Raw genomic sequence first — 24,154 nt, forward strand, 5'->3', positions numbered from 1 at the left:
GTCCTGAATGGCCGATAATTCGATCCACGTCGTCGTGGCAGACGATCACCCGCTGATCCGGATGGCCGTCGAGTCCGCCCTCGATTCGATCCCGGCCCTGGTCCATGTGGGATCCGCCGCCGATTCGACCGAACTGATAGCGCTGCTCGATGAACAAACCTGTGACGTACTGGTCACCGATTACGCCATGCCCGGCGGCGCCCATGGCGATGGCCTGCCGTTGCTGCACTTGTTGCGCGAGCGCTATCCGGAACTGCAGATCGTGGTGTTCACTGGCCTGGACCAGGCCGCGATCGTGCAGACGCTGTTCGAAGCGGGAATCAGCCATATCCTGAGCAAGGCCGATGACGTAAGCCACATCGCCGCTGCGATCACCGCCGCCCACGTAGGGCGCCGGTATCTTTCGCCCAGCATCGCCCCCCTGCTGCCTTCGCGCGGCACCCAGCGCCCGCCTCTGGCACTGTCGCCACGCGAGCGTGAGGTACTGACCCTGTTCGTGGCCGGCTGGAGCGTCAACGCCATTGCCGAGAAACTCGACCGCCGCAAGCAGACCGTCAGCACGCAGAAGGTCAACGGAATGGCCAAACTGGGCATCGAGCGCGATGCGGACCTGTTCAAATACGCCGTCGAACTGGGCCTGTCGGGGGCCGCCAGCTGAGCCGATCCGCGCAGGCCGGTTCAGCCTGCGCCAAGCTGCGCCGCCTGCTGGTCGACCAGCGCCTGCAGCGCTTCGATCACCCCATCCAGCGCGACGGCGTCCACGGGCCCGCCCTCGCGCAGCTGCGCTTCGATCTCGCTGAAGCGCTCCCCCAACCCGCGCTGCCCCAGCATCATCAGCACGCCCTTGAGCGCGTGTACCCGATCCAGCAGGGCCGGTTGATCCTGATCGGCGCGCGCACGCGCGATGCGCTGCAGGTCGTCCCTGGAGCTGTTGACGAACGTGCGGCGCAGGTGGTCCGGGAGGACCATCCCACCGCCCGGCGGGGCGGCGTCAGCCGGCCCGGCAGGCTGCACGGCAGCCTCGCCGGCAATGCCGGGCATCGGACCGAGATGCTGCAGCAGCACGCGGCCCAGCGTCTCCAGGTTGAGCGGCTTGAGCAACAGGTCGGTGATGCCGGCCTGGCGGCAGCGCTCGCGCTCGCTGGCAAGTGCGGTGGCGGTTATCGCCAGGATCGGCAGCGTGGCCGCGCGTTCCCGCAGCGCACGCGCCAGCGCATAACCATCCATCACCGGCATGTTGATGTCGGTCAGCACGGCCAGGTGCTCATGCTGGCGCCACGCCAGCAGCCCTTCCTTGCCATCCTCTGCGGTGTCCACGGTGAATCCCAGTGTTTCCAGCTGCTGCTGGATCAATTCGCGGTTGATCGGATTGTCTTCCACCAGCAGCACCCTGCCGCGCGCGCTGACGGCCGCCGCCGGCGGTGCGGGCGGCAGGGGCGAAACAGCGCCGTGCAGCGCGCCCAGCGCACGCAGCAGCGACTGTCCTGCATAGCAGCTGACATGCACCCCATCGTCCATCTGCTGCGGCGAGAGGGGTCCATTGGCGTAGGCACGCACCACGTAACGGTGGCGCGCGACCAGTGCCGCCTCGTCATCGGCGCTCCACGCGCGCCGCTCGCCGAACAGCAGCAGCGTGGCGCCCTCGCTGGCCACCGGCTCCAGTGGCGGCTGCTCCAGCACCGTCACGTCCGCCCCCGCCCGCTGCAACAGCCCGCCGATTTCCAGCCGCCATTCCGCCGCGGCCGACAGCAGCGTGATGCGCTGGCCGGCAAGCACTGCAGCGGGACGGGCGGGCACCCCGGCACGCTGCACCGGTACCTCCAGGGTGAACACGCTGCCCACGCCCAACGTGCTTTCCGCGCCGATGCTGCCGCCCAGCAGGCGCGCCAGCTGCTGGCACAGCGCCAGCCCGAGCCCGCTGCCGCCGTAGCGACGCGAAACGCTGGCATCGGCCTGCTGGAAGGGCTGGAACAACTGCCCCAGCTGGTCTTCGGCGAGCCCGATGCCTGAATCCACCACCTGCAGCCGCAGCAGCGGATCCGGCGTGGTGTGGCGCTCCACCAGCGCGGCCCTGACCACGATCCTGCCGGACTCGGTGAACTTCACTGCATTGCCAAGCAGGTTGTTGAGCACCTGCCGGATGCGCTGCACATCGGCCAGGAACACGCTGTCCAGCGCCGGATCCAGCGCGTAGTACAGCTTCACGCCCTTGCGCTGGGCCTGCGCTGAAAACAACAGCGCGGCCTGTTCGATCAGCGGCCGCGGCTCGAACGCGACCGGGTCGATGTCCAGCTGGCCTGCTTCGATCTTGGAGAAATCCAGCACATCGCTGATGATGCCGAGCAAGGCGTCGGCCGACAGCCGGATGCGCTCTACGCGCTCCTGCTGCGCCGGTTGCATCGGCGAACGCGCCAGCAGCTCGAGGTGGCCCAGCACCCCATTGAGCGGCGTGCGGATCTCGTGGCTCATGGTGGCAACGAAGGCGGATTTCGCCTGCGATGCCGACTCGGCCGCCGCGCGCGCGCGATCGGCATCGCTGCGCGCAACCCGCAGCGTCTGTTCCAGCTCTGCCTGCGCGGTGACATCGCGCAACGCACAGACCCACACGGGCCGGTCGCGGAACATGGCAGGGGCCATCGCCACCTGTAGTTTCAGCGCATGCCGGGCAGGTCCCTCGGCGTTCCACTGGAACTCATGGGTGGTATCGCCGTCGGCCGCAACGGCGTCACGCGCGTGTCCGGACAACACTGCGTAAAGCGCTTGGCCGTCAGCGGCCACGCCCTGTGCGGCCATTTGCCGGGCCGGCTCGTTTTCCACCAGCGGCTCACCGCTGGACGGGTCGATCAGCACCAGCCCGACCGGCGAAGTATCTATGATCACCCTGCTCAACGCCTCGCTTTCGTACACGCGAGAAGCGTCTGCCAGCGCGGGGGTGAACACGCGACGGTCCAGCCGCAGCAGCAGCAGCCACAGCGCCAGCAGGATCACCGCCGCAGCCAGCGCCTGCGCCAGCAGCCGCGTGCCTTTCTCCTGCCACAGATCACCCCAGCCATAGAGGTGCAGGACGGTCCAGTCCACCCCATTTACCGGCCCATGCACGATGAACTGGCCGCCCACATGCAGCCGGCCGTCCCCCGCCGGGACGGCACGGGCGATCCGCCGCGCCAGCGCGGGACTGACATCACGCGGCAGGCCGGCACTGCGCAGCACCGTGCGCCCGTCGCGGGTGACCACGGCGTAGGCACCGGAAACGCGCTCATCCAGCCGCGTCTTGATGGTCTCGACCGGCTCGAAGACGATGCGTCGGAATGCCGGATCCCGCCCCTGCAGCAGGGTCTGCACGCCGACCAGCGACGGCTGGCCGGTAATCGGGTTGGTATCAAAGCGCGAGATCAAGCGGCCGCTGGCGGCGGCACTTTCCACTGGACCCACCTGCGGCCGCATGGCCCGCGCCCTCTCTTCGTCGACCAGCAACCGGGCGAAGGCTTCCTCGCGATTGGCAACCCGAAGCGCGCGCAGCAGCTGGGCCTCGTCGGCCACCCCGGCGACCGCCAAAAGGCGACCCTGCGGTTCGTACAGGTACATCGTGACCGGACCAGAGGCACGCAGCGCGGTCACGGTAGAGGCGGCATAGGCCGAGTACTCGACCATGATCCCAAGGTAGGCATCCAGCTGCGGCCGCGGCAGCGCGTTGTCCTTCGCCCCCAATACCAGCCACGGCACGGAGGTACGTCCCTCCGCGCGCACCACCCCTTGGCCGCCAGCGGCGAGGAAGCGGTCTGCCAGCGGCCGCCCCTGCGCCTGCAGCTGTGCCTGTTGCCCGTTCCACATGGCCTCGCTGCCGTTGATGTTGGCGGCATAGGCACGGTCGCGCTGGAACAGGAAATAGTCGACCGAGGCGCGCGCTTCGGCGAACCGCTGCTGCTGCGCAGCATGGAACGCATCCACGTCGGACAACAGGGCCACCAGCAGGGTCGCCAGGATCAACAGGCTGACCACGCCCCCGCCGCCGAACAACAGCCTGCGCTGGTGGCGGCGTAGCGACGGCAACAGGGAGCGTCCCTGCACCGATGCAACTCTGGTTGGCAACGTATCCAAGCCGATTCCCTTTGCGCGCCTGCGCGGCTCGAATCTAGCCGATCGCTGCCGGGGTTGCCATCGGCCCATCCAGCGTGACCGACCCGTCCTCCAGGCGTCCCGGTTCCAGCAGCGCTTCCAGCAGCGATGCAGCCGAATAGGCCGACACCTGCCACACCCCTTCGCGCAGCGCGGCCCGCAGCGGCCCGTCGCTGCGCACACGGACGACGCGCTCGACCCCGGCGTGCCGCGCTGGACCGGTAGCGCGCTGGTTGCGTTCGAACAACACCAGCGGCAACGGTCCGCCGTCATTGGCCTTGTCCGCCTGCCCCAACGTGTCCAGCACCAGCACCTCAGCGCCCCATCGGCGCAGCCGGCGCGCCAGCTCTTCGCGCCAACTGGTCACCGTCGAATGCAGCAGTACCCGGCGACCTGACAGCGGACCCCGCCCACCGTCGCAGGGGCGCTCGGCAGGCAGCAGCGGGATGTCAAAACCGAACACGCTGCCCACCCCCGGCGTGCTGTGCACATCGATGTCCCCGCCCATCAGCCGGCACAACTGCCGGCACAGCGACAGGCCAAGGCCGGAACCGCCGAAGCGGCCGGCAATGGAGTCGTCGGCCTGGATGAAAGGCTCGAAAAGATTCTCCTGCTGCCTTTCGGTCAGCCCGATTCCCGAATCGGCGACCTCCCAGCGCAGCGCTCCCGGCTGCGCCGATGGCAGCAACCGGATCTCGATCCTGCCGGACGGCGTGAACTTGATGGCATTGCCGACCAGGTTGCGCAGCACCTGCTCGATGCGTGCCATCGGACCAGTGCAGTGGCTGGGCAGCAGCGGATCGACCAGCAGGTCCAGGTCCACCCCCTTGCCCAGCGCCAACGGTGCATACAGCAGGGCCACGCCTTCGATCAGCACGGCCGGCTCGAAGCGCACCACCTCCAATCCGAGCTGGTTCGCCTCGGCGCGCTCCAGATCAAGCACGTCGCTGATGATGAGCAGCAACGAATCGGCGGACTGGGTGATGCGATGCAGGCGCGCGCGCTGCTCGCCGTCCAGGCGCGAGCGCGCAAACAGTTCCAGATGGCCCAGGATGCCATGCAGTGGCGTGCGGATCTCATGGCTCATCGCGGCCAGGAAGCGCGATCTGGCGCGGTGCGCGGATTCTGCCTGGTCATGCAGCAGGTCTTTCTGTGCCTGCAGTTCAACCCGGGCGGTCAGGTCCTGCAACACGCACAACAGTACACTGCGCTGCTCGTGGACGACCTGGGTCGCACTGACCAGCAAGTGTCGCGCCGCGACCCGGCCCACTGCAGGATGGGACAGTTCGAATTCGGCGATCGCCGGATCGCCCTCCCCGCCGACCCTGCGCGCGCGGATGTGGCCCTCCACCAGAGCGGCATACAGGTCCATGCCGCAACGCTCGGCCGCGGCCGCATAACGCCGCATCAGTTCATTCTGCACCACCGGCTGCGCCCCTTCGGTGTCTATCAGGCAGAGCCCGGCCGGCGTCATCTGGATCAGCGAGCGGAACAGCTGTTCATCGGCATGCACCTGCCGCGACCGATGCGCTGCCGGCGCGAGCACGCGTCGGTCCAACCACGCCAGCAGGATCCAGATCGTGGCCATGCCCAGTGCCCACACGGCCACGGCGATGCCCAGCTCGCGCCGCGCCTCGGCCAGCAGCTCGCGCCCGTCCAGCAGGCTGACCAGCGACCAGTCGGTTCCTGCCACGGGCGCAGCGAACCCCAGCCAGCCCGCGTGCAGGTACTCGCTGATGCCGGAGCCGCCTCCTGGCCATCGGCGGATATCTTTCAACGCGTGCAGCAGATCGGCGGGCGCGCCCGCGCGCGAACCCAGGATGACTTCGCGATCGGGGCCAACGACGAGCAGATTGTCGGCCGTTGCCTGGCCAAGCACGCCGGCCAGCGCTGCGACGGGTTCGATGGCCACCAGCACACCCACCGCGCGCGTGCCGTCATGGACCGGAAACGCGGTTGTCCGCGACGCCCTTCCACTGATGGGATGAGGAGCCGTGCCGGTTCGGTTGCGGCGATCGCCGAGGGACGGGCCCGGCGTCGCCACGCTGCCGCGATCAGGCCCAGCCAGGCTCGATTGCACGTACGCGCGCAGCTGGCCGAACGGCGCATCACGGTCCGCGCGGGACAGCGCACGGGCCAGGGCACTGTCCTGCAAGCCGTGGTCGAGCACGGCAACGTGTCCGCTGGGATCGAGGAAGTACGCCACGCTCGCCGCTGCTGCACCATCGGACTCCAGCTGCGAAACGAGCGACATCGATCGCGCCAACGCCAGGTAACGCCCGAGCCGTCCTGCAGGCCATCGCTGCGTGTCCCTTCCAACGACCAGCTGCGTGGCTGCACCCGCTCCCTGCTGGACCTGCAGCGTCTGGCCATCGGCGAAGTAACGCCGCAGGTCCGCGGCCTGCAGCGCCGGATCCCTCTGCGCACCCTGCTGCCACGCGTAGGCGGTCAAGCGGGCAAGCCTGGCGTAGTGGTCGTGGTGATGGCGCAGATGCGCGTCCAGTGAGGCGCGCGCGCGCATGAAATCGTGCAGATGGCCCTGCTGCCTGGCACGCACGCAGGACGCCACCGTGATCGCAAGGGCGATGCACGACAGCATGCTGAGCAGTATCCCCGCTGCCAGCAGCAGGCGCCGAGAATGCCGATGGGCCAAGCGCAGGTCACCGCCATGGCCAGGTCGATCACGTCCACGCAGGCGCGACAGGTAGATGAAGGGCCGCAGGCAGGCAATCATGCTGGGGGCGGGCAGGCAGACAGGATCCACGCAGCGCGCGGCGTTCCTGGTTGCCACAGGGTTCCGGGGAGATGACCTGCACGTTAGTCGGCCCCGTCCTCGATCCCCATAGGACGCGACTGAAACGACGAGCGCGCTGGACCGTCATCGACAGGCATCGCGCAGTAGATCGTCCCAGCGCCGCTGCTGGACGTAGGACTCGCGCTGGCGTCTCCGCTGCAGGGCGTTCTTCCGTGCACGCTGCGCGCGGCTGCAGGCCTGCGGGTCGCGTTGCAGGGGGATCAACACGATCCGTCCCGGCGGTGGCCGGCGCGTTCTGCGGCTGACGGGCGGCGGCCGCGGCGGTGGCTCGGCAACGGGCGTTGCGGCCGGGGTTTCGGCGGTTGCCGCGCTGTCCGGGACCATCCACCGCACCATCGGCTCGCCCGCCGCGCACGCTGCGTCCTGGTAACGCACTGCGGCGCCGCTGCCACATCGATGGACCGGGCCGGCAAAGGCAGCGGAGCACACCCCGATGCCCATCGCCAACCACCAGACTGATGCGTGCATGGCGATCCTCCTTGCGCGCCACGCTGCGGCATGGATGAACGCCGGCCAAGAGGCGAAGGCGGCGGATCCACCTTTTCGTGTTTGTTGTATTCCGCACCCCGACGCAAGCCACCAAGCTGCCCGCCCTCCCCTCCCTACCCCTCCTGCCCGCCATGAATCCCGCGCTCCCGCACCTCCGGCACGCAGCACGCCGCATCGCCGAGCGTGGCCGCGTGGCACGCCGCCTGGAAGCGGCGGTGATGCTGGTGATCGTGGTCAACGTCCTGGTGCTCATGCTCGACAGCGTGGCGGACATCCATCGACAGCACGGCCACCTGCTGAGCATCCTGGAGTGGGCGTTCACCGGGCTGTTCACCGCTGAATACCTGCTGCGCCTGTGGCTGCTGCGCAGGCCCTGGCACTACGCGCGCAGCTTCTTCGGCATCGTGGATCTGTTGTCGATCCTGCCGGTGTTCCTGGCCTTGCTGCTGCCCGGCCTGCATGTGCTGGCCGATGTCCGCCTGCTGCGCCTGCTGCGTCTGTTCCGCATCCTGCAGCTGCCGGTCTACCTGGAAGAAACGCGGCACCTCCGCCAGGCACTGGCGCGTGCGCGCCGCAAGATCCTGGTCTTCATCGGCGTGATGGTGCTGCTGGTCATGCTGCTGGGCACGGTGATCTTCCTGGTGGAAGGCCCAGACAACGGGTTCAGCAGCATTCCGGTTGGCGTGTACTGGGCCGCGGTGACGATGAGCACCACCGGCTATGGCGACATCACCCCGCAGACCGGCCTGGGGCGGTTGATCACCGGCTGCGCCATCCTGCTCGGTTACGGCATCATCGCCTTCCCCACCGGCATCATGGGGGCGGAACTGTTCGCCGGCGCGATGCAGCCCCCCCCGCAGCCGCACGACAGCTGCCGGTGTCCCTGCCACTGCGGCAAGCGCGGCACAGCGGCTGAAGACCCGAAGTGAACCGCGGTGCGCGGTTCAATCAACGCGCGCGTCGCCTTGCGCTGCGTCCCAGGCCTTCACCTTGCTGCGCACCTGCTGCAGCATCGCATCCAGCGCGGTGCGGTCATGCACCTTGCCTCGCAGCACCACCGTGTTGATCGACTCGGTGGCGCTGATGTCCTGCAGCGGATTGGCGTCGAGCAGCACCAGGTCGGCGGCCTTGCCCGCTTCCACCGAACCGTAACGGTCCATCTGGCCGAACCAGGCCGGACCGGCGCGGGTAGCCGCCGCCAGGGCCTGCGGCGGCGTCAGTCCCTCGCGCACGAACAACCGCAGTTCCTGGTGCAGCCCGATGCCGGGATAATTGAACGCGTTGAGGAACCCGGCATCGGTGCCGGCAATGATCGTCACGCCTGCCTGCTGCAGCATCGGCAGCACCGCAGCCACCTGGTGGTACTGCCGGTGGCGCGCCTGCACCTGCGCCGGCGTGGCCTTGGCAGCGCGATCCACGCGCCATGCATAGGTGGCGCGCAGTCCGGGCCCGATATAGGCCAGATAGGGATCGTGGCGATGGTCGTCCTGGTCGAGGAAATCCAGGATGCGTCCGCCGTTGAGCGTGGGCGTGACGAAGACGCCGCGACGGGCGAAATCACGGTAGGCCGCCATCGCGGTGTCCCGATCGAAGCTGGCATCCAGGCGCTGGTTGGCCTGCGCGCGGTCGATCCGCCCGGCGCCGAAATCCGCGGCGATGCCGGCCTGTTCCCGGCTGCCGGCCTTGAACGCGTAGTCCAGGTGCTCGATGGACGCCAGGCCGGCATCGACGGCCTGCTCCACCGTCAGGGCCATCGGAATGTGCCCGGAGGCCTTGAGTCCGGCCTTGCGCGCCGCGCTTGCCGCATACAGGAACAGCTCGGGCTTCAACGTACTGTCGGTGATCTTGACGAAGTCCACGCGGTCGCGGCGCAGCTGCGCGATCGCCGCATCCACGTCCGCCTCGCTGCCCACTTCCAGCGTGCCCTTCCAGACCGGCTTGATACCCTCGATCTTCGCGCCGGAGGTCAGCAGCCGTGGCCCGGCAAGCGCACCGCTGGCGATCTGCCCGCGCCACTGCAGTACCTGCTGCGGCAGGTCACCGGACGCATCGCGTACGGTGGTGATGCCATGGGCGATATACAGCGGCAGCAGCGCCTTGTTCTCCTCGATCAGGGCCGGGCCACCGCCGAAGTGCACGTGCATGTCCCACAGCCCCGGAACCAGGTAGCGGTTGCCCGCATCGATCCGCCGCGCGGCGGTCCATCGGGAGGCCATGGAGGCATCGTCACCGACGGCGACGATGTCCTCGCCACGCAGCGCAACGCTTTGTCCGGGGCGGGTCAGGGCCGCTTCGACGTCGACGATCGTGGCGTGCTGGATCAGCACGTCGGCGACCTTGGGCGAGGCCAGTGAGACAGCAGGCATGCCGGCCCCGGCAAGGGCCAAGGCAAGCAGGCAAATGGTTCGAGCAGACATGGGCGGCATCCGGTTGCACGGCGCGCAGGCCGCGGGAATCAATGCGGGCATGCGCGTTGGCACACCGTGTCAGCGCATGGTAGAAGTCGTTTTACCCATGCGGAAACGAAATAAGTAAATCCCAGCGATGAACGAGGCAAATAGATCGCTCTTTGAACTGGACCTGCTGCGGGCGCTGGTCATGGTCGCCGACTGCGGCAGTTTCACCGCGGCCGCCAGCCGCTTGCATTCCACCCAGTCCACCATCAGCCAGAAGGTGCGGCGCCTGGAACAGCTGGCCGGCCATCGCCTGCTGGAACGCGGTCACCGCGACGTGCAGCCCACCGACGCCGGCCAGACGCTGCTGGGCTACGCGCGCCGCATGCTCGGGTTGAACGACGAACTGCTGCAGGCGCTGGCGGGTGCAACGGTGGCCACGACGCTACGCCTCGGCGTGCCCGAGGATTTCGTCAACCCGGCCACCACGCGCATGCTGGCCGCCTTCAACCGGGGCAATCCGCAGGTCCGGCTGGAAATCAGCAGCGGCCTGAGCCGGGACCTGGCCCAGGGCTTCGACCACGGTGAGCTGGACCTGGTGCTGGTCAAGCAACGGCGCAACAGCCGACCGGCGGTGCATTGCTGGCCCGAACCGATGCACTGGATCGACAGCAGGGCCGCGCCCAGCGCAGGCCAGGACGTGCTGCCGCTGGTCACTTTCCCGCCGCGTGGGCTGTACCGCGATGAGATGATCCATGCGATCGAAACGCTCGGCAGGGGCTGGCGGATCACCTTCACCAGTTCCTCGCTGAGCGGCATCCAGGGCGCGGTGGCCGATGGCATCGGCATCAGCCTGCTGCCACGGCGCGCGGTGACCGCCGACCATCGCATCATCGATGGCGAACACGGACTGCCGGTGATCGACAGCTACGAGATCGGCATCCTCTACCGTGACAACGCCGACGACGGCGTGCGCGCGCTGGCGCTGGAGCTCAAGCGCCAGGTTGACAGCGAAACGCGGTGAGCCGGCCTGCTCAGGCGCCAGCCGGGGGCAGGATCCAGCGCCCCCGGCGCATCGAAACCCGGTCCGATGGCACGCCCGCCACCGCGGCCGGTCCATGATCGGCGCGTACCGCCACGAAGGTCGCCGGCAAGCCCTCCTGCAGGCCGTGCTCCGGCAAGCCCAGCACCGCAGCCGCGTGGGTGGTGACCATGTCCAGCGCCAGCTGCAGCTTGGCGTCGGTATGGAAGCCGGACCGGTAGCCGATCAACATCGCACGCTGCAGCAGGTCGCCGTTGCCATACGGCCACCAGCTGTCGCGGATGTTGTCGTTGCCGGAAAACAGCCGCACGCCCTGTGCATGCAATGCCGCCACGGGGGGGAACGGCCGGTCGCCCGGCGCATTGGTCATGATCGCCACCTGCGCGCGCGCAAGCGCCTCGCCCACCTGCTGCGCACGGGCCAGCGGCACCTCACCGAGGGCGTACGCATGGCTGACCGCCACCCTGCCCTGCAGGCCCGCCGCTTCGGTACGCGCACACACCTGCAGCAGCTGCGCCAGGCCCTGCTCACCGGGCTCGTGCAGGTGCACGTCGATCCGCGCGGCATGCCGGTCGGCCAGGTCGAACAGCAGGTCCAGCTGGCCATTGGCATCCCCATCCAGGCCCTGCGGGTCGATCCCACCCACCACCTGCACCCCTTCAGCCACTGCCTGCCGCAGCACCTGCGCGGTGCCGGCACAGGACATCACCCCGGCCTGCGGGAAGGCCACGTACTGGATGTCCAGCAGGTCGGCGCAGCGCGCATGCGCCTGCTGCACCGCATGCAGGTTGCGCAGGCCGGTGGTCGCATCGACATCGACGTGGCAACGCACCGCCGCGGTGCCCAGTGCGACGATCTGCCGCATCAGCGCCTCGGCGCGCACGTCCATCGGCGCGGCATCCGCCAGCGCCTGCTTCTCCTGGGCCAGACGCTCGCGCAGGCTGGCGACCGGTTGGTGGGGACGCCAGTGGTCGCCAACGAAACTCTTGTCCAGGTGGATGTGGCCGTCGACCAGAGCCGGCAGCACCGTATACCCGCGCAGGTCGACCCCCTCGCCGGCGCCGGCTTCGGGCGCCACGCTGGCACCGAAGCGGGTGAACCGTCCGTGCTCGATGGTGAAGGACAGGGGCTGGCCGGCGGCATCCACCGCGCCATGTACATGCAGGGCCGTCATGTGGGTCTCCTTCGATGAATTCATGCGACCTTACGGCGTGGTGTGGCCAGACGACCAATGAAATCGCTGCATTGCAGGCATCCACCGCGCCACTGCCGGGCGCCCCGGCAGCGGGTCGACCCCGGGAGCGGGTAAACTAGCGCTGACGCAATCACCACAGCAGGATCCATGGGCCCGTTCGACCGCACCGACCGCCTTCGCTGGCAGGCCGCCTCGCTGCTGGCGGCAGCGCCGGTGGCCGCCTTCGCCGCGGCCGATGCGCAGACCGGACAGGACGCCCCGGCGGCATCCGCAACGCCGCAACAGCGCGTGGAGGAACTGCACCAGCGCGTGCTGGCCGGACGCAGCGCCACCGCCACGTTGGAAGCCTGGTGCGCCGAACACGGGCTGGCCGACAAGGCGCGGGTCCGCGCGGTACGGGTCCAGGGCGTGCAGCGTGATGCACCCGACGACGTACGCAGGGCGCTGCAGGTCGACGCCGGCACGCCGTTGCGCTACCGCCGCGTGCAGTTGGCCTGTGGTCCGCGCGTGCTGTCCGAGGCGGACAACTGGTACGTACCCGCGCTGCTGACGCCGGCGATGAACAGCGTGCTCGACGGCACTGACGAACCGTTCGGCCGGGTCGTCGCACCGCTCGGCTTCAAGCGCCAGACCCTGCGTGATCAAACGTACTGGCCCGCACGCGGCGACGGTGCCGACGCCACCGTGCTGGAAGTCCGTGCCCTGCTGCGCGACGGCGCGCAGCGGCCTTTCAGTTATGTCATCGAAAGCTACCTGCAGGGCGCGCTGCCGCACTGACCGCCCGGCTGCCGTGGCCGTCACGCCGGGCGGTGCTATGGTGCTTCCACCTCCCCTGTGGAAGCGCACTGATGGACACCCGCCACGGCATGATGATCCCCCTCGCGCTGCTCGGCACGCTGGCCCTGAACGGCTGTGCCAGCAGCCCGGGCCCGCAGGTGCGCGGCAGCGGCCAGTGCCAGGCCAGCACGCTCGGGTGGGCCGTGGGCCAGCCCGCGAACGAGGCGAACATGCGTCGGCTGTCACGCGAAAGCGGCGCCGGGCTGGTCAACCCGATCGGTCCAGGCACGATCACCACCAAGGACCTGCGCACCGATCGCCTGCGCGTCTTCATCGACAAGCAGGACGTGATCACCGCCGTGCGCTGCGAGTAACACAGCACCGGGGCGGACTTCAGTCCGCGCGGACCAGCAGCTCGGGGCTGATGTCGGCAATGCGACGCGCGCCGGTGAGGGTCATCGCCACCCGCATCTCCCTTGCCACCAGGTCCAGCAGGTTGGCCACCCCGGCTTCTCCATGGGTGGCCAGGGCGTACACGAAGGCCCGTCCCAGCAGCACCGCATCGGCGCCGAGCGCCAGCATGCGCACCACGTCCAGGCCACTGCGGATGCCCGAATCGGCGAGGATCTTCAGTTCGCCCTTCACCGCATCGGCAATGGCCGGCAAGGCGCGCGCGGTCGACAGCACGCCATCCAACTGGCGCCCGCCATGGTTGGATACCACGATCCCGTCGGCACCGAAGCGTACCGCATCGCGCGCGTCATCAGCGTCGAGGATGCCCTTGATCACCATCGATCCCTTCCAGAATTCGCGGATCCATTCCAGGTCCTTCCAGCTGATCGACGGATCGAAGTTGCTGGCCAGCCAGCCGATGTAATCGGCCAGCCCGGTGGGACCGCCGCGGTAAGCCGATATGTTGCCCAGGTCGTGCGGACGCCCGCGCAGGCCCACGTCCCAGGCCCAGCGCGGATGCGCCAGCACCTGGCCGGCGCGGCGCAATGCAGCGTTCGGTCCGCTCATCCCCGAATGCATGTCGCGGTAGCGCGCACCGGGCACCGGCATGTCCACGGTGAACACCAGCGTGGTCACCCCGGCCGCCTGGGCGCGTTCCAGCGCGTTGCGCATGAAGCCACGATCGCGCAGCACATACAGCTGGAACCACATCGGCCGGTTGATCGCCGGGGCCACCTCCTCGATCGGACACACCGACACCGTGGACAGCGTGAACGGGATCCCCCGGCTGGCCGCCGCGCGTGCCGCCTGCACTTCCCCACGCCGGGCGAACATGCCGGTCAGGCCGACCGGCGCCAGCGCCACCGGCATCGCCAGCGACTCGCCGAACAGATCGGTCTGCAAGTCCAGTTCGGACATATCGCGCAGCACGCGCTGGCGCAGCGCGATGCCGGCCAGGTCCTCCACGTTGCGCCGCAACGTGTGTTCGGCGTAGGCACCGCCGTCCACGTAATGGAACAGGAATGGCGGCAACCGGCGCTGCGCCGCTGCCCGGTAGTCGGTGGAGGCGGAAATGATCATGTCCGACTGTGAGCGCAAACCGCGCCGCCAGGCAATTCGCCTTTCGGCGAATGCGCCGGATTACAGTTTCTTCTCGACCCGGCGCATCACGGTCAGCACTACCACGCACATCAGCGTCACCCCGGTGGCGATCACGTACGCGCCGATTCCGACTGCGATGCCGACCGCGGCGGACATGATCAGCGAACTGGCGGTGGTCAGGCCGCTGACTTCGCCATCGCGCGTGCCGCGGATGATGGTGCCGGCGGCGATGAAGCCCACGCACGCCACCACCGCCTCGATCAGGCGGATCGGATCGACCTGCAGCAGGTCCCGGTACTGGTCCTGCTGGAAATGCTCGGCCACTGAATCGCCGAGCCCGACGATCAGCGCCGCCGCACCGGCCAGCAGCATGTGCGTGCGCAGTCCCGCCGCATGCTTGCCCAGTTCGCGCTCGAACCCGATGACCCCGCCGAACAGCATGGCCGCAGCCACCCGCAGCAGCAGGGAGATATCCTGGCTGAAATCCATCGCACGTCTTCCCTTGATCAAACCGTGAAGGTCGCCGGAACGCCGTGCGAGGACCGTGAAAACCGATGGCTTACTGTGCCAGGTAGCCGCCATCGATGGCGTAGTAGGTGCCGGTGGCGAACGATGCGGCATCGCTGGCCAGCCAGGCCACCAGCGCGGCGACCTCTTCCGGAGTGCCCAGGCGCTTGAGTGCGTGCCGGCCTTCCAGGGTCGCCCGTACCTTCGGATCCATCTGTTCCAGCAACGGGGTGCTGATGAAACCGGGGCCAACCGCGTTGATGCGGATCTGGTCGGCGGCATGCTCCCAGGCAGCGGTCTGGGTCAGCCCCACCACGCCGTGCTTGGCCGCCGCATAGGCCACCGAACCGGCATACCCCACCTGCCCCAGGATCGAGGCCATGTTGATGATGCTGCCGCCACGGCCAGCCTTGCGCATGGCCTGGATCTGCGCGCGCTGGCACAGGAACACACTGGTCAGGTTCACGTCGATGACCTTGCGCCAGCCATCCACCGGGTAGTCCCCGCTGATCGCGGCCGGACCGGCGATGCCGGCGTTGTTGACCGCGATATCCACGCTGCCAAGTTCGGCCACGGTGCGCGCCACGGCCGCTTCCACGGCGGTCTCGTCGGTGACGTCCAGCGCGATGCCGAGCGCCTTTGCGCCCTTGCCACGCAGCGTTTCGGTGGTGGCGTCGACCGCCTCCTGCTTGAGGTCCCATACCGAAACCGCGGCACCGGAGGCGGCAAGCATTTCCGCCACGGCCAGGCCGATGCCGGACACGCCGCCGGTCACGATCGCGGTCTTGCCCTTGAGTTGGTAATCAATCATTGCTGGACTCCTGTTGCGGGGGTCTGGATGGACGTCCATCCGTCACCGGCAACGCTACGCCGCGCCGCGTGACGCGCCCGCATCATGCGTCCACGGCGCGTGCAACAGGCCTTCCCACCGCTGCAACAACCCAGGTCCTATGCTCGGTCCACGGGCCTGCAACGACCCCTCCTCCCCCAACGAAGGATGCTTGATGCCAACCGATGACAACGTGCTGTTCACTGCAACCCGCCTGGGCGGGATCGCCCTCGCCAACCGGGTGGTGATGGCACCGCTCACCCGAAATCGCGCACTGCCGGACCGCGTTCCCACGCCGCTGGCGGTCGAGTACTACGGTCAGCGCGCCAGCGCCGGGCTGATCATTGCCGAAGCGACACAGATCAGTCCGCTGGGCCAGGGCTACCTGGACACCCCGGGCATCTACAGCAACGCACAGGTGCAGGGCTGGAAGGCCGTGACCGACGAAGTCCACGCCCGCGGCGGAAAGATCGTGCTGCAGCTGTGGCACGTCGGCCGCATCTCGCATACCAGCCTGCTGCCGGAAGGTGAGGTGCCGGTCGCACCCAGTGCCATCCGCGCCGATGCGAAGACCTTCACCGCCAACGGTTTCGAAGACGTGTCCACGCCGCGCGCGCTCGCCCTGGACGAGATCCCGGCATTGATCGAGGACTACCGCAAGGCCGCGCACAATGCCATCGAAGCGGGCTTTGACGGTGTGGAAGTGCATGCGGCCAACGGCTACCTGATCGATCAGTTCCTGCGCGACGGCAGCAACAAGCGCGAGGACGCCTACGGCGGCAGCATCGAGAACCGTACCCGCCTGTTGTTCGAAGTGGTCAGCGCAGTGGCCGACACGATTGGTGCGGCGCGCACCGGTGTGCGCCTGTCCCCCACCACACCAGCCGGTGATGCCCACGACAGCGATCCGCAGCCGTTGTTCGAACGCGCCGTGGAACGACTGGACGATATCGAGGGGCTGGCCTTCGTGCATGTGATCGAAGGGTCGACCGGCGGTGACCGCGACAATATCCCGTTCGACTACGCGGCCCTGCGTTCGCGTTTCGGCGGCGCATGGATCGCCAACAACGGTTACGACAAGGCACGTGCCGAAGCAGCAGTGGCATCGGGCTATGCCGATGCGGTGGCGTTCGGTCGTGCCTTCATCGCCAATCCGGACCTGGTCGAGCGCCTGCGCCTCAACGCACCGCTGGCCGAGCTCGACCAGGCCACCCTGTATGGCGGCGGCGCAAAGGGCTATACCGATTACCCGCCGCTGTGAGCAATACGGGCTGACATGCTGCCTGGTGGGTGACGACCGCCCCGGTAGGTGACGACCGTTGGTCGTCACCTACCTGACCGCAATCAGCGCACCACGGTGTCCTGCAACTGCACATCCACCACCTGCAGCGGCTCGGCCGCATTGCGACCCAGCTGCAGCTGGTAGTCACCAGCGGCTATCTTCCACTCCCGCGCGATCGGATCGAAATCAGCCAGGGTCTTCGGCTCGGCTTCGATGCGGATCCGGCGCTGCTCACCCGGCTGCAGACTGACCTTGTCGAAACCGACCAGGCGGATCGGCGTGGTGTGGCCCTGTGGCAGCTTCAGGTACAGCTGGGCAACATCGGCGCCGGCACGCGCGCCGGTGTTGCGCACGTCCACGCTGGCGACCAGGCGCTGGCCTTCCACGCTCACCTGCAGGTTCTCGTAGGCGAAGCTGGAATAGGACAGGCCATGGCCGAAGGCGAAGGTCGGCACCAGGCCCTTGGCTGCAGCCCACTTGTAACCCACGTTGGCACCTTCGATATCGAAATCGAAGATGTCCACCGCCGGCTGCTTCGGGTTGAAGCCCAGCCCGGGCACGTGCGGGCGCGGCAGCTGGGACTCGTCCACCACCCACGTCACCGGCAGGCGACCGGACGGATTGACCTTGCCGGTGAGCAGTGCGGCGATGCCTTCACCCCCGCGGATGCCCGGATACCACGCCTGCAGCAGCGCCGGCACCTGCGCCAGCCACGGCGTACGCACCGGGCCGTTGGTTTCCAGCACCACCACGGTCTTCGGATTGGCCTTGGCCACCGCACTGATCAGCGCGTCCTGCTGGTCGGGCAGCTGCATGTCCGGCAGGTCTACCGATTCGGCCGACCACTGCGTGGCGAACACCAGGGCCACATCGGCCTGGGCGGCCGCGCGCGCGGCGGCAGCCCGATTGCGGCCATCCACATAGGTGATCTGGGCATCGGGCCGCTCGGCGCGCAGCGCTTCCAGCGGCGAGGACGGGTGGAAGATCACCGGACCCGGCCAGGTGGTCGGCATTACGCCCGGCACTGCATTGGTGCCTTTGGCGGTGACACCCACCATGGACGAGCCACCGCCGCCGATCACGCCCTTGTCGGCGTGGCCACCGATGATCACGATGCGCTTCACGCTGTCGGCCAGCGGCAGCAGGTTGCCTTCGTTGCGCAGCAGCACGCTGCCCTCCTCCACCGTGCGCTGGGCCGCGGCATAGCCGGCTTCCACGTTGATCGGCTGGTGCTGTGGCGGATTATCGAAGTTGCCATGCAGGAACATCGTGCGCAGGATGCGCGACACCATGTCGTCCAGCCGCGCCTGCGGCACGGTGCCACCGGCCACGGCCAGCCGCAGCGGCTGGTCGAAGAAGGTGGTGGCATCGAACACTTCACCGGCCGACTGCTGGTCCAGGCCAGCCAGCGCCGCCTTCGAGCCGCTGTGCACGCCGCCCCAGTCGGACATCACGAAACCGGGGAATTTCCATTCCTGCTTCAGCACCTGGTTCATCAGGTACGGATGCTCGCAACCGTAGATGCCGTTGATCTTGTTGTAGGAACACATCGCCGAACCCGGCTTGCCGAGCTCGATGGCGATCTCGAAGGCCAGCAGGTCCGACTCGTGCATCGCCTGGTCGCCGATCTGCACGCTGTGGAAGTTGCGCCGCGTCTCCATGTCGTTGAGCGCGTAATGCTTCATGGTGGAGATCACGTGCTGGCTCTGGATGCCGCGGATCGACTCACCCACGATCACGCCACCCAGCAGCGGATCTTCGCCGGCGTACTCGAAGTTGCGCCCGTTGCGCGGATCGCGCTGCAGGTTGACGCTGCCACCAAGCAGGATGTTGAAGCGCTGCTGCCAGGCTTCGCGGCCCATGGTGGCGCCGCCGACATACGCGATCAGTGGGTTCCAGCTGGACGCGGTGGACGGACCGGATGGCATCGCGGTGGCGAAGTCACCCTTGCGGATGCCGCCGGGGTTGGTCACGCCTACGCCGGCATCGGCCGACTGCTGTGCCGGGATGCCCAGCCGCGCCACGCCGGGCACGAAGCCGGCCGAACCGACCGCGCCTTCCGGCAGCGGACCGCCGTCCTTGCCCAGCCCGAAGTAGCTTCGCAGCATCTGGAATTTTTCGTCCTGGGTCATCTCACCCAGCAGCAGGCGGGTGCGCTCATCGGCGCCCAGCGTGGTGTCCATCCAGGGCTGCGGCGGGGTCGCGCCCTGCGCATAAGGCAAGGTCAGCAGTTGGGCCTGCAGCTTGCGACCCGCGCCATCGCGCAGGTCAAGCGTCGAGGCGCGGCCTTCTGCGAATCCGTTGCTGGCCACGCCGTCCACCGCAGTGGCGGCGAAGCCGTCGGCCCGCACCGCCTGCGACGCCAGCAGAACCGCCGGCGCCCCCAGGCGCGAGGACTTCAGCAGGCCCGGCAGTGCCGTCGCATCCGCACCGGCCTGCGCATACAGCGCCACCACATGACGGTCATCGGCCAGTCGCAGATAACCCCGGCCGACCTGGTCCGGACCGGACTCGGCCTGCACCGGGACACGGCTGAGGATCACCTGGCCCTGCGCAGTGCCTTGGGCATCCACGTCGGCCTGGACGAAGCGGTAGGCAAAGCCAAGCTGGTCAGCCAGTGTCTGCAGCGGATCGATCGCCCCGACCGCACGCTCCACCTCCAGCACCGTCACCACATCGGCCTGCACCGACGTCAATTGAGTGGCCAGCGAGCCGACATCGGCGGCCTGCGGCGCCTTGCCCAGCGTCAAGACAGTGAAGGAAGGCGTGGTATCGGCAGCGAAGGCCGGAATGGAGAGCGCCAGCGCAATGGCGGCGGAAAGGGAGAGCTGCTTTGTAATCGTTTTCATCGACAGACGTTTCAAACCCGATGCCTGCGCAGTCGGTCCTGGAAAGGGTGCCGCCGAAGGGAGCAGCGCTAGCCCGCATACAGGCCTCGCCGAAGCGATGCTGCAGGGACCGGGGAGGAGCGGGCCTGCGCACGAACCCCTCCGTCCGGCGTGACAACCTGCTCCTGGATTGCGAGGCAATCCAACAGGTGAAGAGTGGTCGAGGGGGTTTGTTGCTGTCAACCTCCGTCGCATGCGGCGAAGGTCGCATGGACGACTGGAGCGCGCCGCGTGCATCGGCTATTGTCGTGGATCGATCCAAGGAAGGAATCCGTCCATGTCCCGTGCCCTGAGCAGCACTGCCCTCGTTCTCTCCCTGGTCGCCCTGGCCGCCTGCGGGTGGACCGCCTGGCGCCAGCAGGGGGCGCAATCGCCCGACCAGGTGCTGCACGCCCGCGGGCTCGTCATCACCGACGCGCACGGCCAGGCGCGGTTGATCCTGGGCGCCCCCGTCCCCGATCCCACCACTGGCGGAAAGCCGCTGGGCCCGCGTGCCGCCCCGTTGTCCGGCCTGGTACTGCTCGGCCCGGACGGTTCCGAACGCGGCGGGTATGGCACATCAGACGTCGGCGGCGAAGCGATCCTGACCCTGGACGATGCTACCGGCGCCACCGAAGTCTTCAAGGTGGTCGCCAACCCGGACCGCGGCGCCACGCTGATGGTCAAGCACCAGAACAATACCGGCGCGATGCTGACCTCGTGGCAGGGCGCGCCTGAACTGATGTTCGTGGACGATACCGGGCGGTCGTTCTACGTGCGGCCGGGGATGCCTTCGGCGCCGTAGGCGGGTTCGTCGAACGGGTGGGACCCCCTCGCGGGTGGCTTGAAAGCCGCAGCTGGGCTGGGCCGGGCGGTGGGGCTGGTCGGGGGACGGCAAAAGCCGCATCCTGCGGGCCTCGTTTCGCGCCATCCATGGCGCGGGTACACGTCATCGCATTCGCGCTGCCGCTCCCACGCTTTGCTACGCAAACCGCGGGCCCCGTCTCACCACCACCCACACCCCGCCGCTTCGCGGCCGCCCCTGACTCAGGGGCTCCCTCCACCCGACACAGCACGGCGGTCTGGTAGCGCCGAGCCATGCTCGGCGGAAACCATCAGACCCCATTCCCCCCACCATCCGCCGACCATGGGTCGGCGCTACCAGGGTCGCCATGAACCTGTAGAAGGTGGGGCGAGGTGGCTGTGCAGGACCGTCTTTTCGCATGGATGCGAAAAGCGAGCCTACAGGGACGTACTTGCGGCGTGTCCTGCACAGCCACCCCGCCCAACCAGCAGCCCCGCAGCCGTTGCTTTTGCTCCTGCTTGAAAAGCAGGTGCCGGGCCGCAGGCCCGGCAAACCAAAATCAGCGCGGCCCGAACATCAGTTCCAGGTCGTTGCCCTGCGGCAGGCCCGAACGACGCTGCACGTGCCCTTCAGCATCCTTGAACAGAATCCCCGGCGTGCCCTGGAAACCCATCTCGACCATCAACGCCTGGTTCGCATCCAGCTTGCGCGACGCATCGGCGCTGATCGCCACCGGCTTGATGCCACCGCGGTCAAAGGCGTGCTCGTTCTCCAGCAGCGCAGCGCTCGGATTGGCCGCCTGCAGGATCGCCGCCGCTTTGCCCGGACTGTCTTCGCGGATCACGCCCACCATGATGTGGCGCAGTTGCACCTTGCCGGCATCCACCCACGGCCGCGCCGCATCCCAGAATTTGTGGCAGTAAGGGCAGTTGGCATCGCTGAAGGTGTATACCAAGCGCGGCGCACTGGCCTTGCCGTCGGCGACCCAGGCACTCGATTCAAGCTGCGACCAGATCTTCTCGGTCATCGGCCCCGCCACCTTTTCGGTCAGCAGATCGCGCGCCACGTCATTGCCCTGCGCATCGAACAGGCTGCCCACCACCACATGCTTGCCATCGGGAGTGAGGTAAGCGGCGGCAGGTTGCTGACCATTGACCACACCGGCAAACCCGCGCAGGCCGCCAGGCGCTTCGAACTCGGAAACCACTTCGAAACCGAGCTTCTGCAGGCCCGTGATCGGAGCCGGGACACCGCTTGCGTCCTTACTGGCACCCGCCGTGGCAGGCGTTGCCTGAGCCGCGTTTTTCGGCGCCTGCGCCTGGCCACAGCCGGACACCGCCAGCAGGATCGGCAACACCAGCGCCGCTGGTGCGGCGCGCAGATACGTGGAAAGCATGACAACTCCTGATTGAATGCCCGCGCAGGCTACCGCAGCCGGCGCAGTTTGTGCTCGAGGCCTGCAGCGGTCAGTTCGCCCAGGTGCAGTTCGCGAAGCTGGCCTTCGCGGTCGAAGAACAGGGTACTCGGATAGGCCTGCACGCCCATCGCCTCACCCGTGCGGGCCGGCTCATCCAGCAGCACGCCCTGCAGGCCAGGCGCATGCACGCGCAGGAATTCCTGAACCGTCTCCGCATCCTCGCCCTGGTTCACGAACAGGAAACGCACGTGCGGGTGCGCGCGCTGCGCCGCTGCCAATACCGGCATCTCGCGGATGCACGGCCCGCACCAGCTGGCCCACAGGTTCACCACAACCGGGCTGCCCTGCCCTGCGGCCAATGCAACCGGTTGGCCGCCCAGGTCGTGCAGCACCATCGCCGGCAGGCTGACCTGCCCTGCCTGCCAATGCTGCAGGCCAGCGGCGGCACCCCACCAACCCGCCGTGGCGAACAGCGCGGCAGCAACGACGGCCGGGCGCAGCGCAGGGTGCCGACGCAGCTTCCACGCGCCCCAGCCAGCGGCACAGGCGAAGAATCCGATGGGGTCAAAGCCGCCATCACCGATGCGCAGGATCGACCCGGGATCGGCCAGATACAACGGTGCGGCGCGCAGTACGAACAACACCCGTGCGGCCAGCAGCCCCAGCAGGAACATGTCCACCAGCAAGGCGGTGGCGGGCCGCCATGCCACGCCGGGCGGGCGTGGCCACAGGCGCGCGACCAGCAGCGCCAGCAGCAGGAAAGAGATGGCCAGTGCCACCGGCAGTGGCACTGGTCCCAGGCTCATCATCACAGGTGTGTCATCAACGGATCCCGTCCGGCAGGCTCAACAGGAACGAGGGTCGTTCACCATCGCGGCCGCAGCAAGCCACAGGACAGGTGTCCATTCAGGCAGCGTGCCGGTCGACCGGTCGGAACGGACTACCCATCGGCGACGGGCCTGACTGCGCGGCGCGCTGCTTGCCTGCCACCATCCGCCGGTACGTTGCCGGGGTCATGCCGACGATGCGCAGGAACAGGCGGCGGAATGCGCTCTGGTCCGCATAGCCGACGCCCCAGGCCACTTCATCGATGGCCCCGCCCAGTTGCAGCAGCAGCTGCGCCTTGGCGATGCGCAGCCGCTGGCAATACTCGATCGGGCGCAACCCGGTTGCCTTCAGGAAGCGACGCTGCAGCGTGCGCGGCTCCAGTCCCGAGGCCTGGCAGATGGCCCCCAGGGTGGCCCCGCGTGCGGCCGTGGTATGCAGCCAGCGCTGCGCCTTCAGCACGTCGCGATCGCCATGGGCGAAGTTGGCACTGAAGCGCTCCAGATCCTGCTGGATGCCGGCAGGCACCACGATGCCCTGCTGGTGAGCCACCGCCGCCATCACGCCCTGGCCATGCACCCGGTAAAGCAGGCGCAGGGCAAGGAAGCGCCAGGCCTGGGAACCGGTAACGGTCAGCAGGTCGCCGTCGTCTACCAGCAACCGTTCGCTGGGAACCCAGCTTCCACTCTGCGATGACAGCCCCGGGAAGCGGGTGGCGTCCACGCTGGCAACCGTCCGGCCAGCCAGCAATCCGGCGCGTGACAACACGCCGATTCCGTCATTTACCGCCGCCATCAGGCTTCCGCCGTCATAGTGGGCGCTCAACCAGTCCAGCAGCACGGCCTCGTCACGGATCTGTCCGTTCTGGCTGACCTGCCCAGGCAGGGCGATGATCGCAGGCACGGTCGCATCCAGCATCTCCGCACCGGCGACCCGCTGTGGCCCGCCGCCATCGCTGGCCATGATCCAGCGCGACACCAGAATGCGTGCCGTATGCCGGCCCTGTTGCTGCGCCAGCCGGTTTCCGACATGCGCCATCTCGGCCAGCATCGACGCAGCGGAGGGGTCAGCACCCGGGTATTCCACTACTGCGATTTCAGTCAGCTCGTTCTTGTTTGCGTCCATCAGCTCCTCCTCTTGCCTCCCGCGAACAGAGCCGCCGCCATTGACGGCGTGGCCCTTCGGTGGCTGCAGGTTAGGAATCGCGTACAGGCCGAGGCTATGAAGAAAGCTGCAAACTG

At 68.1% G+C, this 24,154-nt stretch carries 19 protein-coding genes; 7 read left to right on the forward strand and 12 right to left on the reverse strand.

The genetic code is table 11. From position 1 onward, the window contains the following. Nucleotides 1–7: 7 nt before the first annotated feature. Nucleotides 8–658, forward strand: coding sequence for a response regulator transcription factor (locus tag IFT63_RS06830; protein ID WP_192083628.1), 651 nt, complete (start codon nt 8–10; stop codon nt 656–658). Nucleotides 659–678: 20 nt separating this feature from the next. Here IFT63_RS06830 and IFT63_RS06835 read toward each other — a convergent pair whose 3' ends face one another. The 3 genes from IFT63_RS06835 to IFT63_RS06845 all read right to left on the reverse strand — a co-directional run bounded on the left by IFT63_RS06835 (nt 679) and on the right by IFT63_RS06845 (nt 7,399). Next, nucleotides 679–4,068, reverse strand: a complete 3,390-nt coding sequence (locus IFT63_RS06835) for a response regulator (protein ID WP_342450470.1) — start codon at nt 4,066–4,068, stop codon at nt 679–681. A gap of 64 nt (nt 4,069–4,132) precedes the next feature. Then, nucleotides 4,133–6,907 (reverse strand): ATP-binding protein, encoded by a 2,775-nt coding sequence (locus IFT63_RS17715; RefSeq protein WP_192083629.1) that lies wholly within the window; start codon nt 6,905–6,907, stop codon nt 4,133–4,135. Between the two features lie 87 nt (nt 6,908–6,994). Continuing rightward, the gene (locus IFT63_RS06845; protein ID WP_192083630.1) at nt 6,995–7,399 is read right to left on the reverse strand and encodes a hypothetical protein; all 405 of its coding nucleotides are present in this window, start codon (nt 7,397–7,399) and stop codon (nt 6,995–6,997) included. A 152-nt stretch (nt 7,400–7,551) separates the two neighbouring features. Between IFT63_RS06845 and IFT63_RS06850 the strand changes: the two genes are divergently transcribed. Next, a complete protein-coding gene (locus IFT63_RS06850; RefSeq protein WP_192083631.1) occupies nt 7,552–8,349 on the forward strand; it encodes a potassium channel family protein in 798 nt (265 codons plus the stop codon). A gap of 15 nt (nt 8,350–8,364) precedes the next feature. Here the strand turns inward: IFT63_RS06850 and IFT63_RS06855 are convergent, their stop codons facing one another. Then, nucleotides 8,365–9,837 carry an amidohydrolase family protein gene (locus IFT63_RS06855; protein ID WP_192083632.1) on the reverse strand — a complete coding sequence of 491 codons (1,473 nt, stop codon included), beginning with the start codon at nt 9,835–9,837 and terminating at the stop codon, nt 8,365–8,367. Nucleotides 9,838–9,964: 127 nt separating this feature from the next. Between IFT63_RS06855 and IFT63_RS06860 the strand changes: the two genes are divergently transcribed. Next, complete coding sequence (locus IFT63_RS06860) at nt 9,965–10,837, forward strand: LysR substrate-binding domain-containing protein (RefSeq protein WP_192083633.1); 873 nt, start codon at nt 9,965–9,967, stop codon at nt 10,835–10,837. 10 nt (nt 10,838–10,847) lie between these two features. Here IFT63_RS06860 and IFT63_RS06865 read toward each other — a convergent pair whose 3' ends face one another. Beyond that, nucleotides 10,848–12,029 carry an amidohydrolase family protein gene (locus tag IFT63_RS06865; RefSeq protein WP_192083634.1) on the reverse strand — a complete coding sequence of 394 codons (1,182 nt, stop codon included), beginning with the start codon at nt 12,027–12,029 and terminating at the stop codon, nt 10,848–10,850. 168 nt (nt 12,030–12,197) lie between these two features. Between IFT63_RS06865 and IFT63_RS06870 the strand changes: the two genes are divergently transcribed. Together IFT63_RS06870 and IFT63_RS06875 are read left to right on the forward strand one after the other, a co-directional pair. Next, nucleotides 12,198–12,827 (forward strand): hypothetical protein, encoded by a 630-nt coding sequence (locus IFT63_RS06870; RefSeq protein ID WP_192083635.1) that lies wholly within the window; start codon nt 12,198–12,200, stop codon nt 12,825–12,827. A 71-nt stretch (nt 12,828–12,898) separates the two neighbouring features. Beyond that, nucleotides 12,899–13,201: an I78 family peptidase inhibitor gene (locus IFT63_RS06875; RefSeq protein ID WP_052811968.1), complete on the forward strand. Its 303-nt coding sequence runs from the start codon at nt 12,899–12,901 to the stop codon at nt 13,199–13,201. A gap of 19 nt (nt 13,202–13,220) precedes the next feature. Here the strand turns inward: IFT63_RS06875 and lldD are convergent, their stop codons facing one another. From lldD to IFT63_RS06890, 3 genes are all read right to left on the reverse strand, one after another. Then, on the reverse strand, nt 13,221–14,360 hold the full coding sequence (lldD, locus tag IFT63_RS06880; protein WP_042613936.1) for an FMN-dependent L-lactate dehydrogenase LldD: 1,140 nt from the start codon (nt 14,358–14,360) through the stop codon (nt 13,221–13,223). A 60-nt stretch (nt 14,361–14,420) separates the two neighbouring features. Further along, nucleotides 14,421–14,870, reverse strand: coding sequence for an MgtC/SapB family protein (locus IFT63_RS06885; RefSeq protein ID WP_192083636.1), 450 nt, complete (start codon nt 14,868–14,870; stop codon nt 14,421–14,423). Between the two features lie 70 nt (nt 14,871–14,940). Continuing rightward, the gene (locus IFT63_RS06890; protein WP_042613934.1) at nt 14,941–15,699 is read right to left on the reverse strand and encodes an SDR family NAD(P)-dependent oxidoreductase; all 759 of its coding nucleotides are present in this window, start codon (nt 15,697–15,699) and stop codon (nt 14,941–14,943) included. A 193-nt stretch (nt 15,700–15,892) separates the two neighbouring features. Here IFT63_RS06890 and IFT63_RS06895 point away from each other — a divergent pair, with 193 nt between their 5' ends. Continuing rightward, nucleotides 15,893–16,978: an alkene reductase gene (locus IFT63_RS06895; RefSeq protein WP_235306056.1), complete on the forward strand. Its 1,086-nt coding sequence runs from the start codon at nt 15,893–15,895 to the stop codon at nt 16,976–16,978. Nucleotides 16,979–17,061: 83 nt separating this feature from the next. On the opposite strand, the gene IFT63_RS06900 is transcribed toward IFT63_RS06895, so the two are convergent. Then, nucleotides 17,062–19,848 carry a glycoside hydrolase family 3 C-terminal domain-containing protein gene (locus IFT63_RS06900; protein ID WP_192083637.1) on the reverse strand — a complete coding sequence of 929 codons (2,787 nt, stop codon included), beginning with the start codon at nt 19,846–19,848 and terminating at the stop codon, nt 17,062–17,064. A 316-nt stretch (nt 19,849–20,164) separates the two neighbouring features. Between IFT63_RS06900 and IFT63_RS06905 the strand changes: the two genes are divergently transcribed. Then, nucleotides 20,165–20,671: a hypothetical protein gene (locus IFT63_RS06905; protein ID WP_042613932.1), complete on the forward strand. Its 507-nt coding sequence runs from the start codon at nt 20,165–20,167 to the stop codon at nt 20,669–20,671. Nucleotides 20,672–21,230: 559 nt separating this feature from the next. On the opposite strand, the gene dsbG is transcribed toward IFT63_RS06905, so the two are convergent. From dsbG to IFT63_RS06920, 3 genes are all read right to left on the reverse strand, one after another. Then, entirely contained in the window at nt 21,231–22,067 is an 837-nt protein-coding gene (gene dsbG / locus IFT63_RS06910; RefSeq protein WP_192083638.1) for a thiol:disulfide interchange protein DsbG, read from the reverse strand. 29 nt (nt 22,068–22,096) lie between these two features. Further along, nucleotides 22,097–22,894, reverse strand: a complete 798-nt coding sequence (locus IFT63_RS06915; protein ID WP_320504458.1) for a TlpA disulfide reductase family protein — start codon at nt 22,892–22,894, stop codon at nt 22,097–22,099. A gap of 100 nt (nt 22,895–22,994) precedes the next feature. After that, the gene (locus IFT63_RS06920) at nt 22,995–24,038 is read right to left on the reverse strand and encodes a helix-turn-helix domain-containing protein (protein ID WP_042613929.1); all 1,044 of its coding nucleotides are present in this window, start codon (nt 24,036–24,038) and stop codon (nt 22,995–22,997) included. Nucleotides 24,039–24,154: the final 116 nt, after the last annotated feature.

This window comes from Stenotrophomonas sp. CFBP 13724 (genome assembly GCF_014841975.1).
GTDB classification, from domain to species: domain Bacteria; phylum Pseudomonadota; class Gammaproteobacteria; order Xanthomonadales; family Xanthomonadaceae; genus Stenotrophomonas; species Stenotrophomonas lacuserhaii.

Bases quoted from the DNA above. Each gene is read 5' to 3' on its own strand.
- IFT63_RS06830 (WP_192083628.1), top strand. From the start codon at position 8: ATGGCCGATAATTCGATCCACGTCGTCGTGGCAGACGATCACCCGCTG.
- IFT63_RS06845 (WP_192083630.1), bottom strand. From the start codon at position 7,399: ATGCACGCATCAGTCTGGTGGTTGGCGATGGGCATCGGGGTGTGCTCC.
- IFT63_RS06850 (WP_192083631.1), top strand. From the start codon at position 7,552: ATGAATCCCGCGCTCCCGCACCTCCGGCACGCAGCACGCCGCATCGCC.
- IFT63_RS06855 (WP_192083632.1), bottom strand. From the start codon at position 9,837: ATGTCTGCTCGAACCATTTGCCTGCTTGCCTTGGCCCTTGCCGGGGCC.
- IFT63_RS06860 (WP_192083633.1), top strand. From the start codon at position 9,965: ATGAACGAGGCAAATAGATCGCTCTTTGAACTGGACCTGCTGCGGGCG.
- IFT63_RS06865 (WP_192083634.1), bottom strand. From the start codon at position 12,029: ATGACGGCCCTGCATGTACATGGCGCGGTGGATGCCGCCGGCCAGCCC.
- IFT63_RS06870 (WP_192083635.1), top strand. From the start codon at position 12,198: ATGGGCCCGTTCGACCGCACCGACCGCCTTCGCTGGCAGGCCGCCTCG.
- IFT63_RS06875 (WP_052811968.1), top strand. From the start codon at position 12,899: ATGGACACCCGCCACGGCATGATGATCCCCCTCGCGCTGCTCGGCACG.
- lldD (WP_042613936.1), bottom strand. From the start codon at position 14,360: ATGATCATTTCCGCCTCCACCGACTACCGGGCAGCGGCGCAGCGCCGG.
- IFT63_RS06885 (WP_192083636.1), bottom strand. From the start codon at position 14,870: ATGGATTTCAGCCAGGATATCTCCCTGCTGCTGCGGGTGGCTGCGGCC.
- IFT63_RS06890 (WP_042613934.1), bottom strand. From the start codon at position 15,699: ATGATTGATTACCAACTCAAGGGCAAGACCGCGATCGTGACCGGCGGC.
- IFT63_RS06895 (WP_235306056.1), top strand. From the start codon at position 15,893: ATGCCAACCGATGACAACGTGCTGTTCACTGCAACCCGCCTGGGCGGG.
- IFT63_RS06900 (WP_192083637.1), bottom strand. From the start codon at position 19,848: ATGAAAACGATTACAAAGCAGCTCTCCCTTTCCGCCGCCATTGCGCTG.
- IFT63_RS06905 (WP_042613932.1), top strand. From the start codon at position 20,165: ATGTCCCGTGCCCTGAGCAGCACTGCCCTCGTTCTCTCCCTGGTCGCC.
- dsbG (WP_192083638.1), bottom strand. From the start codon at position 22,067: ATGCTTTCCACGTATCTGCGCGCCGCACCAGCGGCGCTGGTGTTGCCG.
- IFT63_RS06915 (WP_320504458.1), bottom strand. From the start codon at position 22,894: ATGAGCCTGGGACCAGTGCCACTGCCGGTGGCACTGGCCATCTCTTTC.
- IFT63_RS06920 (WP_042613929.1), bottom strand. From the start codon at position 24,038: ATGGACGCAAACAAGAACGAGCTGACTGAAATCGCAGTAGTGGAATAC.